Origin of the sequence: Psychromonas sp. CNPT3 (genome assembly GCF_000153405.2) — a bacterium.
GTDB lineage: Bacteria > Pseudomonadota > Gammaproteobacteria > Enterobacterales > Psychromonadaceae > Psychromonas.
Genome location: NC_020802.1, coordinates 431952 through 448314, shown reverse-complemented (window position 1 = coordinate 448314; position 16363 = coordinate 431952). Strand labels below are relative to the sequence as shown.

The following is a 16363-nucleotide window of genomic DNA, read 5'->3' as shown; positions in this document are numbered from 1 at the left end:
TGAGTACATTTAAACATCTTGTCCGGCGGCCCAGCCACTTGCCCATGCCCATTGGAAATTAAACCCACCGAGCCAACCACTGACATCTAATGCTTCACCAATAAAATACAGACCCGCGGTATTTTTGCATTGCATGGTTTTCGATGAGATAAAATCGGTATCGATACCACCTAAGGTAACCTCTGCGGTGCGATAGCCCTCTGTTCCGTTAATGCTCGGGTGCCATTGATGAAATAACTGGCTGATAGCTTGTAATTCTTTTTCGTTATACTGCTTCATTGGTCGGCTTTCAATATCGACACTTTGCAGTAAACATTCCACAACACGTTTTGGTAACTGCTGTGCAAGTAACGTTTTTAAACCTAATTCAGGTCGATTTAATTGTGTCGACGTCAGTAAGGCAAACAGATCAATACCTGCCATTAAATCTAATGTTAATACTTCACCCGCCTGCCAATAGTTCGATATTTGTAAGATCACCGGCCCACTTAAACCACGATGCGTAAATAATAATGCCTCGCTAAAACTGACTGTCTTATCTTTTTTGCCCGCTTTAACAACGCAACTTGCTGTTGCAGGTAAACTAATCCCCGATAAGGCGCTAAACATCTCTTTCTGAGCCTGTTGTAAGGTAAAAGGTACCAAGCCTGCACGTGTTGCTTGCACCTCTATTTGGTACTGTTGTGCTATTTTATAGGCAAAGGGGGTCGCGCCCATTTTCGGTAAGGATAACCCCCCCGTCGCGATCACTAATGAATGGCACTCTAACGAGCCTTGTTTTGTTTGTACGCTAAAATGATGATCTCCACTTTGACTGTGTGCTAAAACGTCCGTTTGTAACTGCACTTTTACCCCAGCCTCACGCGCTTCATCAAGTAGCATTTTAATAATTTGTTTCGCACTATCATCACAAAATAATTGACCATGATCACGCTCATGCCAAGCTATCTTATGTTTATCCACCAGCGCAATAAAATCCCACTGCGTATAACGACTTAATGCAGATTTAACAAAATGAGGGTTACGACAAAGATAATGCATAGGCTCAACATAAAGGTTCGTAAAATTACAACGCCCACCGCCGCTCATTATAATTTTTTGTCCTGCACGCTTCGCATGATCAAGCACTAAAACGCGACGTCCACGCTTGCCCGCTTCAATTGCACACATTAACCCCGATGCACCGGCACCGATGATAATTACATCCCACATATTTAACCTCTGATTTTATCGCTAACTAAACGCTCTGCATCATACGTTAAGATATTAAATCTGCGAACCTAATTAAACGTTAAATTTTTATTACCTTTTTAATCAAAGATAAAAATTAAAAACAATAAAAATAAAACAAAAAAAAGATCGCATAAAGCGATCTTTTTTAATGAACATTTAGATTATTTAGTTTTAGCAGGTGCTTCAATTGCTAATAATTCAACTTCAAAAATCAATGTTGCACCGGCAGGGATAGTACCCGCGCCTTGATCGCCATACGCAAGATCAGCAGGGATCACAAATTTCATTTTTTCGCCAACACTCATTAACTGTAGACCTTCAGTCCAACCCGCAATAACGCGATCGAGTGGGAATTTAGCAGGTTGACCACGTTTAATAGAACTGTCAAATTCAGTACCATCAATTAATGTACCGACGTAATGCACACTGACAGTATCCGTTAATTTTGGTTTTGGACCGTCAGCTTTAGTCATCACTGAATACTGTAAACCAGATTTAGTAACCGTTACGCCTTCAACTTTTGCATTTTCATCTAAGAATGTTTTTGCTTCGAGTGCAGATTTAACTTTATCTTCTTCCATTTTTTTAGTCACAGCAACTTTAACGGTTTCGTCATATTTTTTTAACGTTGCCATCATTTCTTCGTCTGTTAACTTAGAATTACCACGTAAAGTATCAGAGATACCATCAATAATGATTTCTTTATCAAGCGTCATACCAAATTCAGCTTGTTTCTCAAGCGTACTTTCTACGTAACGAGAAAATGAAGCACCAATCGCATAAGCCACTTTATCTTGCTCTGTTGCAAAGTTCGCTGCAGACTCGGTAGAAACAGCTTGATCTGTTGCTGCTTGTGCTTCATCTTTGTCATTACAACCTACAGTAAGTGCAATACAAGCGGCTAGTAAAGATACTTTAAATACGTTTTTCATTGTTACTCCAATTAGTTATTAGTTTTTTACTTTGTTAATATATACCTAAAATAGGCGGTATACGCTATTAAAATTTAATAGCATATACTAATCTTAATTATTATTTTTACCAAAAGTTAATCACAATATGCAGCTAAATTTCTCGGTTAAAACATTTTTTCTTTTATTGAGCCTTTTATTTATCTTATCCTGCTCACAATCTGATACGCCTCTAAAGCAGTATGAACACGCTGTTGAGGGCACTTTTGCAGCTGAGATATCGCAAAATGGCGATTATTCAATAATTTCAACCATTTCGCATGGTATTCGTCTTTGGGATAATCGTAATCATCAATTATTATTCAACTGGCGACATGGCGAGATTAAAGATAACGCCATCTATATAGTACGCATATCTGCAAATAATAATTACGCCCTCTCCGCTAGCACCCATGAGTTTGCCATTTGGGATATCAAAACAGGTAAATCACTCGGTTTTTACAAAGTCACCGATTCCCCGATCCGAGACATCCAAATTTCAGAAAATGGGCGTTACGTCCTTTATGGACAAGTTAATGGCAAACTAGTTCATCTTGATTTGAAAACAGGCAGACGTTTAGAGATGCCTATTCACAGCGAAAAAATAAATAGTATCGACATGTCTGCCAATGGGTTGTATGCCCTTTCTGGTGGAAACGATCACCGCGCTTTTTTGTGGAATACTAAAACAGCACAAGTTATCCAAGAATTCAATTTCAAAAATCGTATTTCAACGGTGCGTCTCGAAAAAAATGGACGCTATGCTTTTATTGCTGACACTCAAAAATCAGCTCAAATATGGGATCTTAAAACAGGAAAGTTACACAGTTCGCTCATCTATAGCGCGCGTCAGTCAATATTTTCTTCTGTACGTTTCATTGATAATGGTAAATACTTATTAACCGGTAACGGCACTAAAATGTTACGTTTATGGAATGTTGATACTGGTTTAATGGAGCAACAATGGATGGTGAGTCCCCGAGACGGTATACGACCACAAACAGCAGTAGTATATTCCGCTACATTATGGGATGCTAATAAAATTGCCAGTGAAAGCTCTGCCGGGCTTCTTGAAATATGGCCAATGAATTAACTTGGATCAACAATGACTATAGAAACACGTATCGACCAACTTGAAATGAAACTTTCTTTTCAAGAAGATAATCTAGAGACTTTAAATACTGAAGTTTTTGAGCAACAACGTAAATTGCATATATTAAGTGAACAAGTTTCTTACTTAGTACAAAAATTAAAAGAAGCAGAGCCAGATAACAATGGCCCCGATGAAGTCGATATGCGCCCTCCTCATTATTAGAACGCACTATCTTACTGTGCGTCTTAATTGAGGCTTAGAGTGCTCTTCACGACTCAATTAACGCGTTAAATAATATATTCACCTCTTATATAATAATACGTTAAAACGATAATCTATTTTTATTTGTCAATTGCAAACCTAAAAAACGGGACGTGATATAGCGGTTTATACAAACCTTTATATCACGCCCCGTTTTTTTTGCTTTACGGTCATTTATCTCCGCACATTTATCTTTATATTTTACAATCCATACCCCAACATAACGCCCGGTAAAAACAGCGTGATTTGAGGAAAAACAGCCACTAAGAATAAAACAACAAATAATGGGATCAATAGAGGAAGCACCCCTTTGGTTATTGTATGGAAAGGTATATTACCCACCTTAGCAACCACATATAGTGCCATCCCCATAGGCGGTGTCAAAATACCAATCATTAGGTTTAAAATTGCCATGACGCCAAAGTGCACAGGATCAATGCCCACAGACACAGCAACAGGAACTAAAAAGGGCACCAATAATAAAAGTAATGCTAATGATTCAATAAAGGTGCCTAAAAATAATAATAATAAGTTGATCATCAGTAAAAGAACAAGAGGATCATCACTTATCGACAAGAAAAAGTCTGCCATTTGTTGAGGTAATTGTACCCTGGCGATGATCCACCCAAATACAGTGACGCCCATGACCATTAACGCCACAACAGAGGTTGTTGATACTGTCTCTTTTAATAACTTAATCAACTTTTTAATGGTTAACGTGCGATAAACAACCGCGCCCAAAAATAAAGCATAAAGCGAAGAGATAATAGCCGCTTCTGTCGGCGTAAATTTACCGGAGAAAATGCCCCCGATAATAATAAAAGGCGTTAACAAAGATAAAAAGGCTTCTTTAAAGGCAACCATCTTCACTTTCAATGACGCTTTAGGCAGTGTTTTATAGCCACGTTTTTTCGCGATAAAATAAGTCATGACCATTAAGGCGATACAACATAATAACCCGGGGATAGCGCCCGCTAAGAATAAAGCGCCGATAGAGGTGCCAGAGACAACACCATAAATAATTAAAGGGATCGAAGGCGGAACAAGAGGCCCTATAATACAAGAAGCTGCCGTTAATCCACCCGCAAAATCATCATCGTAACCTGCATCACGCATCGATTTTATTTCTAATTGCCCAAGCCCTCCCGCATCCGCTAAAGCCGAACCTGACATGCCAGAGAAGAGTAAACTCGCTAAAATGTTTACGTGCCCTAAGCTACCAGTGATATGACCTACCATGGATTTTGCAAAATTAAAAATACGCTCAGTAATACCTGAGCTATTCATTAAATGCCCGGTTAGTACGAAAAAAGGCACCGCAAGTAATGTAAAATTGTTTAGCCCATCTACCATTTGCTGAGCAGCAAAGTTAATGCCCATACTTTGAGTGGCAATTAAAAATACAAAACCAATAAAAATCAACGAAAACCCAACAGGCATACCCGCAAAAAGTAACGCTAACCAACCCACGATTGTTGCAAACATAATGTATCCTTAAAATATTTAATCCGTTGCTTCCGTGCTTAACTTAAATCCAGCAGGCGTTGTTAAATGACACCACTCACGGCGAATATAATAAAGTTTTTGTAGTTGTCTAAATAACATAAAACATCCTCCTAATGGCAGAGATAAGTTCATCCAATAGGCTGATATTCCTAATGTTATTAATTCAAAAAAGGCATTACGTTGCATATATGCATAACCGTAATAAATCATAGTGACAATCGTTGCTAGCACACAAATCTCTAAGATAAACAACATGCCATATCTTAAATTTCGCGGTAGTTTGTCCGAGAAAAAGGTGATTTTAACGTGCTCGTCTTTTTTTATGCCGATGCCACACCCAATAATGGCCATATACAAAAAAAGTACTCTGGCAAGCTCTTCACTCCATAATGAAGGCGAATCAAAGAGCCAACGTGATGCAATTTGCCAAGTTAAAATACATAACAGGGAAACCATTAATGGCACTGTTATGATTTCTTCAATATTATCAATAATTTTACGAAACATAAGAAGCTCCTAATAAAGGCTGGCCGAAACCAGCCTTAGGTAACTATTTAGACATGATTTCTTCGATCACATTGCTACCTATTTTCTTATCAAATTCAACATAGATAGGTTTCATTGCATCTCTGAATGGTTGTAATTCAGGGTAGCTAACTGTAATACCTTCTTTTTCAAAGAAGCTAATCAATTCTTTTTCTTGTTGCTCTACAAATGCGGTATGTTTTTTACCGACAAGCGCAGTCACTTTAGTAATAATGTTTTGTTGCTCTGCACTCAGTGTTTTCCAAGTATTATTACTAATTAATAACATTTGATCGTTCACAATATGATTGGTGATAGCCAAATGTTTCTGTACTTCATAGAACTTCATGGTATTAAACGTAGGTAATGGATTTTCTTGACCATCCACCGCGTTGGTTTGTAATGCTAAATAAACTTCTGAGAATGCCATCGGTGTTGGAGATGCTCCCGAATATTTTGCAAACATCAAATTTGCTTTAGCATTAGGAACGCGTAATTTTAAACCTTTAAAATCAGCGATGTTATTTAGTGGTCGATTAGAAGACGTTTGACGAGTACCGTTATACCAAGTATCAAGTGCTCTCCATCCATATTTATTTAACATTTCATCACGAACACTTAGACCAAAATCAGAATTAAAAATACGTTTAATATGTGCAAAATCCTTAATAACATAAGGCAACATAACCGCACCTGCACGAGGGATCCAAAGCCCCATTCGTCCAAACTCTGCGTACGTAAAATCTAAATCACCCAAGGTTAATTGTTGTAACATTGCGCGATCATCTCCAAGTTGTGCACTGGGATAGAGTAAAACTTTCATATCCCCTTTGCTCAATTCAGATATTTTATCGGAAAATAATTTTGCAGATACATATTCAACAGATCCAACGCTCGCTTGTAATCCCATTTTTAGCGTTGTCTGCGCATATGAGCTAGCAGCAAAAGCGAGAGACAATAATCCTACCGTTAATCTTTTCATCTTGTATTCCTTACTATGAATGAATGATCATAAGTTATATTCAATTATGAACTTAACGATTAAGATTATAATTTAACGGAGCTTTACTTCAACAAGGCAAGGCCATAAACGTGACAGAAGCAGATCATAAAATCAAAATGGGAATGTAATCAACAAGTTGTAATTTACACTTGGAGTTGAGCTCCATTAAAAAGCGTTATGCACATCACAATAATTCAATATATATCGCGCGGTTTCATAAATTTATTATTTATATTGACGAAAATAAAGCATTGTTTTTAATCTATTATTAAAAATAGGGGTATTTAAGAGCACCCTCCTTATCAATATTTTTTTGAGTGAGTTCATGATCTAAAAATTAAGGCCTAAATATTTCTTTTCACCGGCCTCCACATCCTCATTACAGCGTAAAAAAACACACGATCCAAGAAGGGATCATCGAGATCCGATAGAAATATTTATTGTTTAAGAAGTCTTTAAAGGAGTTTACTTAACGAGTATTCTTGCTTTTTTTTATTAAAATCAGACCACGATATACTGACTTTTATGACCTGAATATTTTTCCCTAATATCTGTTTATACTTAACCTCCTTACGAAGCGTATATTGCACTTTCCCAATACGACGTTTTTCTTCTATCTTTGCCCGTTCTAATACAGAGCCCCTCAACAAAGCGGTCTTAACTAAAGATAAAGCGCCAACATACGCCAGATTGTTTTGCTGCTGCGTATTTAAACGTTTTTGTAAGCCTAGCGTAAATAACAACGTTAAACTCACAATCCATAATGAGATCAATATTTCAACAAAGGAGGATCCCAATACTGCATTTTTGCGCATCAAAAGTCTCTCCATGTTAAGGCCATAAAATCATAACAAGTCGACACCTTTTGAGCTTCATTCGTTTTATGCTTGGGATTTTTGTCTAAGGCTGGGCACGCAGACAAGCGTTTAATATTAATACTGATATTTTTATATGCTTGCCCATCAAAAGAGATCCCCTCCGAAGTTACCTTGATAGAGCCTTTGTTTTGCTTGGATAAATTTAACGTAAAAGGAGGATCTTTATTTTTAAGGTAAGGCGCACAATTATCATGCTTTGAAAGGTGACAGCGTTTATCTATATAGGCACTTATGCGCTGCGCACCCTCAACTGAAGTGATCTGAGATGCTATAAAACGAATGCCAGAGTCCGCATGTGTAAAGGCTTCTAAACGGCGAAAGTTATCTGCCAAACGCTGCTCATCTAAACGCACAATTGAGGCCATCTTAATACTAAAAGTAAGACAGGCCATACTCAATAAGATCAGTAAACTAAAAACGGCAAAACCTTGGTTTTTTATTTTTAAAAAGTCCGCAGCATGCCCCTTCGAATACATCAACATAGAGCCTCCTGCTCTCTTTTATGCTTAAACATATTTTAAGTTTAGTCGCGTTTATCCGCGCAGCTTATCTGCGCAGAAAACGCTAAGCGTTCAATATTGATCCTCGATAAAACAAAACTAGCTAGTTATTTAGCAAGCAGATACACTCTAATACCATAGGAATTAATTAAGTTTTCATGTATTGCGCAGGAAAAATTAACACTAGCAAGGCGTGAGTTGTAGGAGATAGTTGTTCTCACTTCAAAACTCACAACGCTGCTAGGGATAATTTAAACAAGCAAGATGGGTAACCTTTTTAGTTCCTTTGGTATAAAGTCCCCCCGATTAGGAAGCACTTGTTATGTCTATAAAAACAATTAATGTCTTAGTTTTAAATGGTCCAAATCTGAATTTACTTGGCCAACGAGAGCCTAACTTATATGGAAAGCAGACACTCCAAGATATCATTACCGGTTTAGAGCGTGAGGCAAATAACTGTAATATCAAGCTCACTCACCTACAATCTAATCGTGAATATGAGTTGATTGAAAAAATTCATGACGCCTTTGCTCACATTGATTTTATTATTATTAATCCCGGTGCGTTTACGCATACGAGTATTGCCTTAAGAGATGCTTTATTAGGGGTCAACATCCCTTTTATCGAAGTACACTTATCGAACATACATGCGCGAGAAAAATTTCGTCAGCACTCCTATTTATCGGATATCGCACAAGGTGTTATCTGTGGTTTAGGTGCACAAGGTTATTCTTTTGCGTTGCAATCAGCACGCCAACACTTTACTACGCAATAAAGCCCAAGTTGGAGCCTTATGATACCTGCACCTTGCACGTCTTCTGTAGGCACCGCAAAGCGCGGATAAATTGGTATAATCGCCTTATCCCCTGTATTGTTGCGCCCTTACAATTTTTTATGGACTAAATCATGCCTTGGATACAATTAAAACTAAATGCAACCGCCAAAAATGCAGAAGCGATTGGTGAATTATTAATGCAAAAGGGGGCGCTTTCAGCCACCTTTACCGACGCGCATGATACGCCTGTTTTTGAACCCTTACCGGGTGAAACTCGTCTTTGGGGCGACACTGATATTACAGGGCTTTATGAAGCGGATGCTGATATGCAAAGCATTATCACCGATCTCAAAGCCAGCCCTCTTTTAGACGATAATTTTGCACATAAAATCGAGCCCTTAGAAGATAAAGATTGGGAGCGAGAATGGATGGATAATTTCCATCCGATGCAATTTGGTAAGCGTTTATGGATTTGTCCTAGCTGGAAACCGGTTCCAGATGAAAATGCGGTTAATGTGATGCTTGATCCTGGCCTTGCTTTTGGCACTGGCACGCACCCAACAACCGCACTTTGTCTAACTTGGCTTGAAGGTCAAGATTTACGAGACAAAGTGATCATCGATTTTGGTTGTGGCTCAGGCATTTTAGCCATTGCGGCGCTGAAATTAGGCGCTAAACGGGTCATCGGTATTGATATAGACCCACAAGCCATCACCGCAAGTCGTGATAACGCAACGCGTAATGGCGTATCAGATCAACTTGAACTGTATTTAGCAGATGATTTGCCTAATGGGATCCAAGCGGACGTTTTAGTCGCAAATATTCTAGCGGGTCCACTTCGCCAATTATCAACGCAAATTGAAGCCCTCGTAAAAGATCAAGGCAGTCTTGCACTTTCTGGCATACTCGAAGATCAAGCACCTGAATTGCTTGATGTTTACGGACAATGGTTTGTCATGAATCCCGCTAATATTCAGGAAGAATGGGCACAGCTTTCGGGTGCTAAAATACGTAAATAACGATAAAACAACGGGCAAGATCTCATTCTTGCCTAATTTGCAAGAAAAATAATTAACAAATGCTTAATTATTAACCTTTATTATCTTTGCAAAAATGCGTACACTACGCGCCCTTGACTTAGAGAACGTTCATTATATGCGCATTGGGAAATATCAATTAGATAACAACCTTATTCTAGCACCCATGGCAGGGGTCACTGATCTTCCCTTCCGTGAACTTTGTAGAAAGTTAGGTGCTGGTTTAGCGGTATCAGAAATGTTGTCTTCTAATCCGCGTGTATGGGATAGTAAAAAATCTAGATTAAGAATGGATCAGCGCAATGAATCTGGTATCCGCTCTGTGCAAATTGCAGGAGCAGATCCTGGTGAAATGGCCAAAGCGGCACAAGTATGTGTGCAAAACGGCGCACAGATCATTGATATTAATATGGGCTGTCCCGCCAAGAAAGTGAATAAAAAGAAAGCTGGCTCCGCGTTATTGCCACACCCTAAACTGGTGCAAGCCATTTTAGAAAGTGTTGTCGATGCTGTGGATGTCCCTGTTACTCTAAAAATTCGCACTGGTTGGGATCCTGAAAATAGAAATGGTCTGCAAATCGCTCAAATTGCTCAGCAATCTGGTATCCAAGCACTTGCAGTGCATGGTCGCACTCGGCAATGCCTTTATAAAGGCGATGCTGAATACGATACAATAAAAATAATTAAAGAAAATGTAACAATTCCGGTGATTGCCAATGGCGACATCACCAGTGTAGAAAAAGCTAAATATGTGCTCGACTACACTGGCGCTGATGCCATTATGATTGGACGAGGCGCACAAGGTGCACCTTGGATATTCAATGAAATAAACCACTACTTAAAAACAGGCGAGAAAAAATCTCCTCTGGAAAAAAAGGAAGTGGCCCAAATACTCTTAGGACATGTACAAGCATTGCATGCCTTTTATGGAGAAGTGATGGGCCCTCGGATTGCTAGGAAGCACGTAGGTTGGTATTTGCAAGCGCAAGACAAGTTTTGTTGCTTTAGACAACAATTTAATCGCATTGATTGTGCAAAAACACAATTAATAACATTAGAAACTTATTTAAATAATTAAAGAGTTAATACCCATGTTTGAACAAAATATTCACCAAGAAGCACTTATTACCACCACTAGTATTCCCGCTACTGGGCAAATAACTCAAAAACCATTACGAGATTCAGTTCGTCAAGCCGTTTCCGGCTACGTCGCACAACTAAATGGTCAAGATACTACTGAGCTATACGAGCTTGTTTTATCTGAAGTAGAAGCCCCTATGCTCGATATTATCATGCAATACACACGTGGCAACCAAACACGTGCAGCAACGATGCTCGGTATTAACCGTGGCACGCTACGTAAAAAATTAAAGAAATATGGTATGGGCTGATCCTAGATCATAAATAAAAACAGCGACTTTTTAGTCGCTTTTTTTATCTTTAAAATTGACGTTTAGCGTCTTTAGCATCACTTTTTATAGCCTTTCATAGTAGCAACCTGTATCAGCAGTATATAAAAGATCTGCGACGATCCCTTTTCTGCGCACCCACAATTTCGCATTATAAATGACATTTAAAACCAATTTAATCACAACTCATAACGCGTGACACGTCACAACGGAAAAGGTCATGATCATTAACAAAGATGACGCCTTAAGCGACTCGAAGCCCAAGTATCTGATAAAGCCTCTCTATTAAAAGATCATAAAAAAGATCCACTAATGGTGGCTTTTTTTATGATCCGCTATATTCTATCTCTGTTACTTATTACACTTATGATCTGCAGGAATTTGTACGTTAATGCATCATAATATAGGGTAAATAAGTATCGAATCGACAAAGTACAATATTTGTCGCACTTTTTATATCTCGTAGACCCGATATCACTATCTAGCCTACGTATTGGTCGTCATACTTTATTCTCTTAGTTTAGGAAAGATATGCTTTTATTACCCATTAACGAACAATTAACAAACCTACAAAGTTGGCAGCAAAGTGTTTTTTGCATGGCATTAAGTGAACATTCTCGTTTACATTTCCACCTCTTTTGTGAAGCCATTGAGAGTGATAATAAGCAAAAAATTGATCAATTCAATCAATTGTTTTGGGATAAAATGATCAATAAAGGTACAAAAGTGAATTTTGGTATTCAACAAGAAGCCTTTGATGACATTATTCCGAATACCAGTGATCATGATTTCTATGGTGTGTACCCAGCGATTGATCATTGTGTCATTTTAAGTTGCGCCTTTAATTCTTTTTTAAGTAAATCTAAAGACGAAGCGCTCAATGCGAGTCAAACTGCATTCTCCAGCATTGCCAGTTTTCTTGAATTACAAAAAGAAACAGATCTCAGTGAACTTGAATTACAAGAAAGTACTCTGTTTAAAACGCAACTTGCTTTTCAAAATGCACTTTTAATACAACTTGATAATTTACGATCGCCAGAATTAATCAAAAAGATTAAAGCGTTTGTTATCGACCAAGGCGCAACCAATCTGGGTATCGCATACGATTAATAGCTTTTTTGTGATTTTTAACACAATAAAAACAAATAATAATAATAAATCAGATATTTAACATCTTTACCCTTTACATCCATAAGCAATATGCAATACATTGGTTAGTAGCCTTCTACTTGTATAAAGCTAAATTTAATAACCTATTAACAATGGAAATATATCGATGAACAAAACTCAACTTGTTGCACAAATCGCAGAAAAATCAGAACTAACTAAAGTGCAAGCCAAAGCTGCTGTAGAGCAAATTCTTGCTAGTATCACCGATAGCCTAAAAGATGGTGAACCTGTACAGTTAATTGGCTTTGGTACATTCAAAGTAAATCACCGTGCGGCGCGTATTGGCCGTAACCCACAAACCGGTGAAGACATTCAAATTAAAGCTGCTAATGTACCTGCATTTGTTGCTGGTAAAGCATTAAAAGAATCTGTAAATCACTAAGACTTGTCTTAGTTTGAAAAACAATAAAAATGAGCCATTGGCTCATTTTTTTTGTTTTGCATTGCGCATTATATTTTTTATTTGAGTATTCGTTACGTAGGCTTAAATTTTACGTATAAAAAAACCGATATTATCATATCGGTTTTTCCTTTTTCTGCGAATAATACTACCTATTTGAGGGCTTCACGCTCGATAGCGCGATATGCGATATCCGGGCGATAGAACAAATCAGGCGCCTCTATCTGCGCGCAAAGCGCATACGCTTTTTGCTGTGCTTGCGTCACATCAGTGCCTAGCGCCGTCGCACACAATACACGACCTCCGGTGCTGCGCAGCTTTGCATCATGCATTTGCGTACCCGCATGGAATACTTTTAAATCTGCAGTATCTTTAGGGAGTTGACCTATCGGTAAATGCTTATCGTAACTGCTAGGGTAACCCGTAGCCGCTAACACAATCCCAACAGCTGCGCGCTCATCAAACTGTGCTTGCATGCCCTCTAACTCACCATTGACTCCCGCCAAACATAAGGCCACTAGATCAGATTGCATGCGCAATAAGATAGGCTGCGTTTCCGGATCGCCAAAACGGCAATTATATTCAATGACTTTTGGGGTGCCATCAGCTTGGATCATTAATCCTGCATACAGAAAACCGCTATAAGGATTTCCTTCTGCTGCCATACCCTCAACAGTAGGATAAATAACCGTCTGCATAATGCGTTGATGCATTTCAGGCGTTACCACGGGTGCGGGTGAATAAGCGCCCATTCCGCCTGTATTTGGCCCTGTATCACCGGCGCCAACACGTTTATGATCTTGACTTGTTGCCATCGCCACCACATTTTTACCATCGACAAGGACAATAAAAGAGGCTTCTTCACCCTCTAAAAATTCTTCAATGACCACGCGGTGCCCCGCTTCACCAAAAGCATTTCCAGCCAGCATATCTTGCACAGCGTTTTCAGCTTCCGCTAAAGTAAGCGCTACAATCACGCCTTTTCCGGCAGCCAGACCATCGGCTTTAATAACAATCGGCGCTCCCTGTTCACGCACATAGGCTAAAGCAGGCGCAACCTCAGTGAAGTTCTTGTAATATGCGCTTGGGATGTTATGTCTGGCTAAAAAGTCTTTACTAAACGCTTTTGAGCCCTCTAATTGCGCAGCTGCCTTTGTTGGACCAAAACAGGCGAGGCCAGCCTCGGTAAAAGCATCAACAATGCCCATCACTAAGGGGCCTTCTGGGCCAACGATCGTTAACTCAATTTTATTTTTTAAGGCAAATTCTATTAACGCGGGAATATCTTCAACGTCAATCGCTACATTAGTCACTTTATTTTCTTGTGCACTTCCCGCATTACCTGGGGTGACAAAAACATTTTTTACTTGTGTATTTTGTGCCACTTTCCAAGCTAGCGCATGCTCTCTACCACCACTACCAATAATTAATATATTCATTTAACACCCTTTACTGATATCACTGTCTAATACCAATAGAATTAATGAAGAGATCATGTATTACGCAGAAAAAATTAGCACTAGCAAGGCGTGAGTTGCAGGAGATAGTTACTCTCACTTCAAAACTCACAACGCGGGTAGGGATAATTTAAACAAGCAGACTGATCACTTTTTTTAGTTCCCTTGGTATAGCCATCTATTGGAAAATATAATAAACCTATGTTATCTCAAAATGTTTATCTGGCTTGCTGATAGCAAAGGAATTAATTAAGTTTTCATGTATTGCGCAGGAAAAATTAATACTAGCAAGGCATGAATTGTAGGAGATAGTTGTTCTCACTTCAAAACTCACAACGCTACTAAGGATAATTTCAACAAGCAAGACTGATCACCTTTTTAGTTCTTTTGGTATGAGTTAGTCTCTTGAAATATTATGGGTATAAACTTTATCTTTTAAAGATGCGAGCAAACTAAATATTATGCCGACTCGCATTTTTTATTAAAAAATCAAAATATTAATGACGGAAGTGGCGCATATCCGTAAACACCATCGCCATATTATGCTCATCGGCAGCAGCGATGATCTCTGCATCACGAATAGAGCCACCCGGTTGAATAACACAAGATATCCCTGCGTCAGCGGCTGCATCGATACCGTCTCTAAAGGGGAAAAATGCATCAGAGGCCATCACTGAGCCTGCGACTTCTAAATTTTCATCGCTGGCTTTAATGCCTGCAATTTTGGCACTGTAAACGCGGCTCATCTGCCCCGCTCCCACACCAATTGTTGCATTTTTCTTCACGTATACGATGGCATTAGATTTGACGTATTTAGCAACTTTCCAGCTAAATAAAAGATCAGAGAACTCTTCTTCTGTCGGTTGGCGTTTAGAGACAACACGTAAATCAGCGCGTTCAACCATACCTTGATCGCGTTGTTGTACGAGCAAACCACCATTAACACGTTTAAAGTCAAAGTCAGGTGCTGTTTCACCCCATTGACCACATTCTAACAAGCGTAGATTTTTCTTGGCTGCTACTATTTTTAGTGCTTCTGGACTTACTTTAGGGGCGATAATCACTTCAACAAACTGTCGCGATACAATCGCTTCTGCAGTCTCTGCATCTAATTCGCGGTTAAAAGCAATAATACCGCCAAAGGCTGAGGTAGGATCGGTTTTATAGGCGCCTTCATAAGCCTCTAAAATAGAGCCTGCCATCGCAACACCACAAGGGTTAGCATGTTTGACTATCACACAAGCGGGCTCGATAAATTCTTTAACACAAGATAAGGCAGCATCTGTATCTGCAATATTATTATACGATAACGCCTTGCCTTGTAATTGTGTTGCCGTTGCAACACACGCATCTTGCAAGTCATGCTCTATATAAAAAGCAGCTTTTTGATGTGAATTTTCACCATAGCGCATATCTTGTTTTTTCTTGAATTGCATATTGAATGTGCGTGGGAAAATAGACTCTGCATCACCCTCTTTATTGTCACCGTAACTCGGTACCATGCTTCCAAAATAATTAGCAATCATGCCATCATATTGTGCACAATGCTCATAAGCTGCGATCGCCAAGTCAAAACGGGTGCGATACACTAAACCACCTGAGTTCTTATCCATTTCTTGCAGAACGCGTGCATAATCACTGGCATTAACAATCACTGTCACGTCTTTATGATTTTTAGCAGCAGCACGAAGCATCGTTGGTCCACCAATATCTATATTTTCAATGGCATCTTCTAATGTGCAATTTGGATCTGCCACTGTGGCTGCAAATGGGTAAAGATTAACCACTACCATATCGATCGCATCAATTGCATTTTCACGCATAATTGCTTCGTCAATACCACGGCGCGCTAAAATACCACCATGAATTTTTGGGTGCAGTGTTTTTACACGCCCATCCATCATTTCAGGGTATCCAGTATAGTCGGAGACTTCCGTTACTTTAATTCCATTATCATGAAGAAGCTGACAAGTGCCTCCTGTTGATAAGATAGCAACGCCTCTCTCCGTTAATTCGCGCGCAAACTCGATGATCCCAGTTTTATCCGAAACACTAATTATCACTCGTTTTATAGGTTGGCTATTTTCCATTTTCTTACACATTCCTCGGTTAAATCGATCTCGAGCAACAACCCAAAAAGGGCTGCTTTGAACTCATGTAATACAG

17 protein-coding genes are annotated in these 16363 nt (G+C 39.0%); 8 read left to right on the top strand and 9 right to left on the bottom strand.

Annotated elements, in window-relative coordinates; all coding sequences use genetic code 11:
• Window positions 1-9 precede the first annotated feature (9 nt).
• Window positions 10-1212, bottom strand: a complete 1203-nt coding sequence (locus tag PCNPT3_RS02035) for an NAD(P)/FAD-dependent oxidoreductase (protein ID WP_015464205.1) — start codon at window positions 1210-1212, stop codon at window positions 10-12.
• Between the two features lie 182 nt (window positions 1213-1394).
• On the bottom strand, window positions 1395-2165 hold the full coding sequence (gene fkpA / locus PCNPT3_RS02030) for an FKBP-type peptidyl-prolyl cis-trans isomerase (RefSeq protein WP_015464204.1): 771 nt from the start codon (window positions 2163-2165) through the stop codon (window positions 1395-1397).
• Window positions 2166-2292: 127 nt separating this feature from the next.
• Here fkpA and PCNPT3_RS02025 point away from each other — a divergent pair, with 127 nt between their 5' ends.
• Window positions 2293-3276 (top strand): WD40 repeat domain-containing protein, encoded by a 984-nt coding sequence (locus PCNPT3_RS02025; protein WP_015464203.1) that lies wholly within the window; start codon window positions 2293-2295, stop codon window positions 3274-3276.
• 12 nt (window positions 3277-3288) lie between these two features.
• Window positions 3289-3498, top strand: a complete 210-nt coding sequence (locus PCNPT3_RS02020; protein WP_015464202.1) for a SlyX family protein — start codon at window positions 3289-3291, stop codon at window positions 3496-3498.
• A gap of 240 nt (window positions 3499-3738) precedes the next feature.
• Here the strand turns inward: PCNPT3_RS02020 and PCNPT3_RS02015 are convergent, their stop codons facing one another.
• From PCNPT3_RS02015 to PCNPT3_RS01995, 5 genes are all read right to left on the bottom strand, one after another.
• Window positions 3739-5022: a TRAP transporter large permease gene (locus PCNPT3_RS02015; RefSeq protein ID WP_015464201.1), complete on the bottom strand. Its 1284-nt coding sequence runs from the start codon at window positions 5020-5022 to the stop codon at window positions 3739-3741.
• A gap of 18 nt (window positions 5023-5040) precedes the next feature.
• Entirely contained in the window at window positions 5041-5550 is a 510-nt protein-coding gene (locus PCNPT3_RS02010; RefSeq protein ID WP_015464200.1) for a TRAP transporter small permease, read from the bottom strand.
• Between the two features lie 43 nt (window positions 5551-5593).
• Window positions 5594-6550, bottom strand: coding sequence for a sialic acid TRAP transporter substrate-binding protein SiaP (locus PCNPT3_RS02005; protein ID WP_015464199.1), 957 nt, complete (start codon window positions 6548-6550; stop codon window positions 5594-5596).
• 476 nt (window positions 6551-7026) lie between these two features.
• Window positions 7027-7386: a hypothetical protein gene (locus tag PCNPT3_RS02000; protein WP_015464198.1), complete on the bottom strand. Its 360-nt coding sequence runs from the start codon at window positions 7384-7386 to the stop codon at window positions 7027-7029.
• Window positions 7386-7931 (bottom strand): pilus assembly PilX N-terminal domain-containing protein, encoded by a 546-nt coding sequence (locus PCNPT3_RS01995; protein ID WP_015464197.1) that lies wholly within the window; start codon window positions 7929-7931, stop codon window positions 7386-7388. Before PCNPT3_RS01995 ends, PCNPT3_RS02000 begins: the two co-directional genes overlap by 1 nt.
• Window positions 7932-8271: 340 nt before the next feature.
• Here PCNPT3_RS01995 and aroQ point away from each other — a divergent pair, with 340 nt between their 5' ends.
• From aroQ to PCNPT3_RS01965, 6 genes are all read left to right on the top strand, one after another.
• Window positions 8272-8724 carry a type II 3-dehydroquinate dehydratase gene (gene aroQ / locus PCNPT3_RS01990; RefSeq protein WP_015464196.1) on the top strand — a complete coding sequence of 151 codons (453 nt, stop codon included), beginning with the start codon at window positions 8272-8274 and terminating at the stop codon, window positions 8722-8724.
• Window positions 8725-8855: 131 nt separating this feature from the next.
• Window positions 8856-9743 carry a 50S ribosomal protein L11 methyltransferase gene (prmA, locus tag PCNPT3_RS01985; protein WP_015464195.1) on the top strand — a complete coding sequence of 296 codons (888 nt, stop codon included), beginning with the start codon at window positions 8856-8858 and terminating at the stop codon, window positions 9741-9743.
• 136 nt (window positions 9744-9879) lie between these two features.
• On the top strand, window positions 9880-10839 hold the full coding sequence (gene dusB, locus PCNPT3_RS01980) for a tRNA dihydrouridine synthase DusB (protein WP_015464194.1): 960 nt from the start codon (window positions 9880-9882) through the stop codon (window positions 10837-10839).
• 13 nt (window positions 10840-10852) lie between these two features.
• Window positions 10853-11152: a DNA-binding transcriptional regulator Fis gene (gene fis / locus PCNPT3_RS01975; RefSeq protein ID WP_015464193.1), complete on the top strand. Its 300-nt coding sequence runs from the start codon at window positions 10853-10855 to the stop codon at window positions 11150-11152.
• A gap of 549 nt (window positions 11153-11701) precedes the next feature.
• On the top strand, window positions 11702-12280 hold the full coding sequence (locus PCNPT3_RS01970; RefSeq protein ID WP_015464192.1) for a YjaG family protein: 579 nt from the start codon (window positions 11702-11704) through the stop codon (window positions 12278-12280).
• A 166-nt stretch (window positions 12281-12446) separates the two neighbouring features.
• On the top strand, window positions 12447-12722 hold the full coding sequence (locus PCNPT3_RS01965; RefSeq protein ID WP_015464191.1) for an HU family DNA-binding protein: 276 nt from the start codon (window positions 12447-12449) through the stop codon (window positions 12720-12722).
• A gap of 170 nt (window positions 12723-12892) precedes the next feature.
• Here PCNPT3_RS01965 and purD read toward each other — a convergent pair whose 3' ends face one another.
• Together purD and purH are read right to left on the bottom strand one after the other, a co-directional pair.
• Window positions 12893-14179, bottom strand: coding sequence for a phosphoribosylamine--glycine ligase (purD, locus tag PCNPT3_RS01960; protein WP_015464190.1), 1287 nt, complete (start codon window positions 14177-14179; stop codon window positions 12893-12895).
• Between the two features lie 515 nt (window positions 14180-14694).
• Entirely contained in the window at window positions 14695-16287 is a 1593-nt protein-coding gene (purH, locus tag PCNPT3_RS01955) for a bifunctional phosphoribosylaminoimidazolecarboxamide formyltransferase/IMP cyclohydrolase (protein WP_015464189.1), read from the bottom strand.
• Window positions 16288-16363 lie beyond the last annotated feature (76 nt).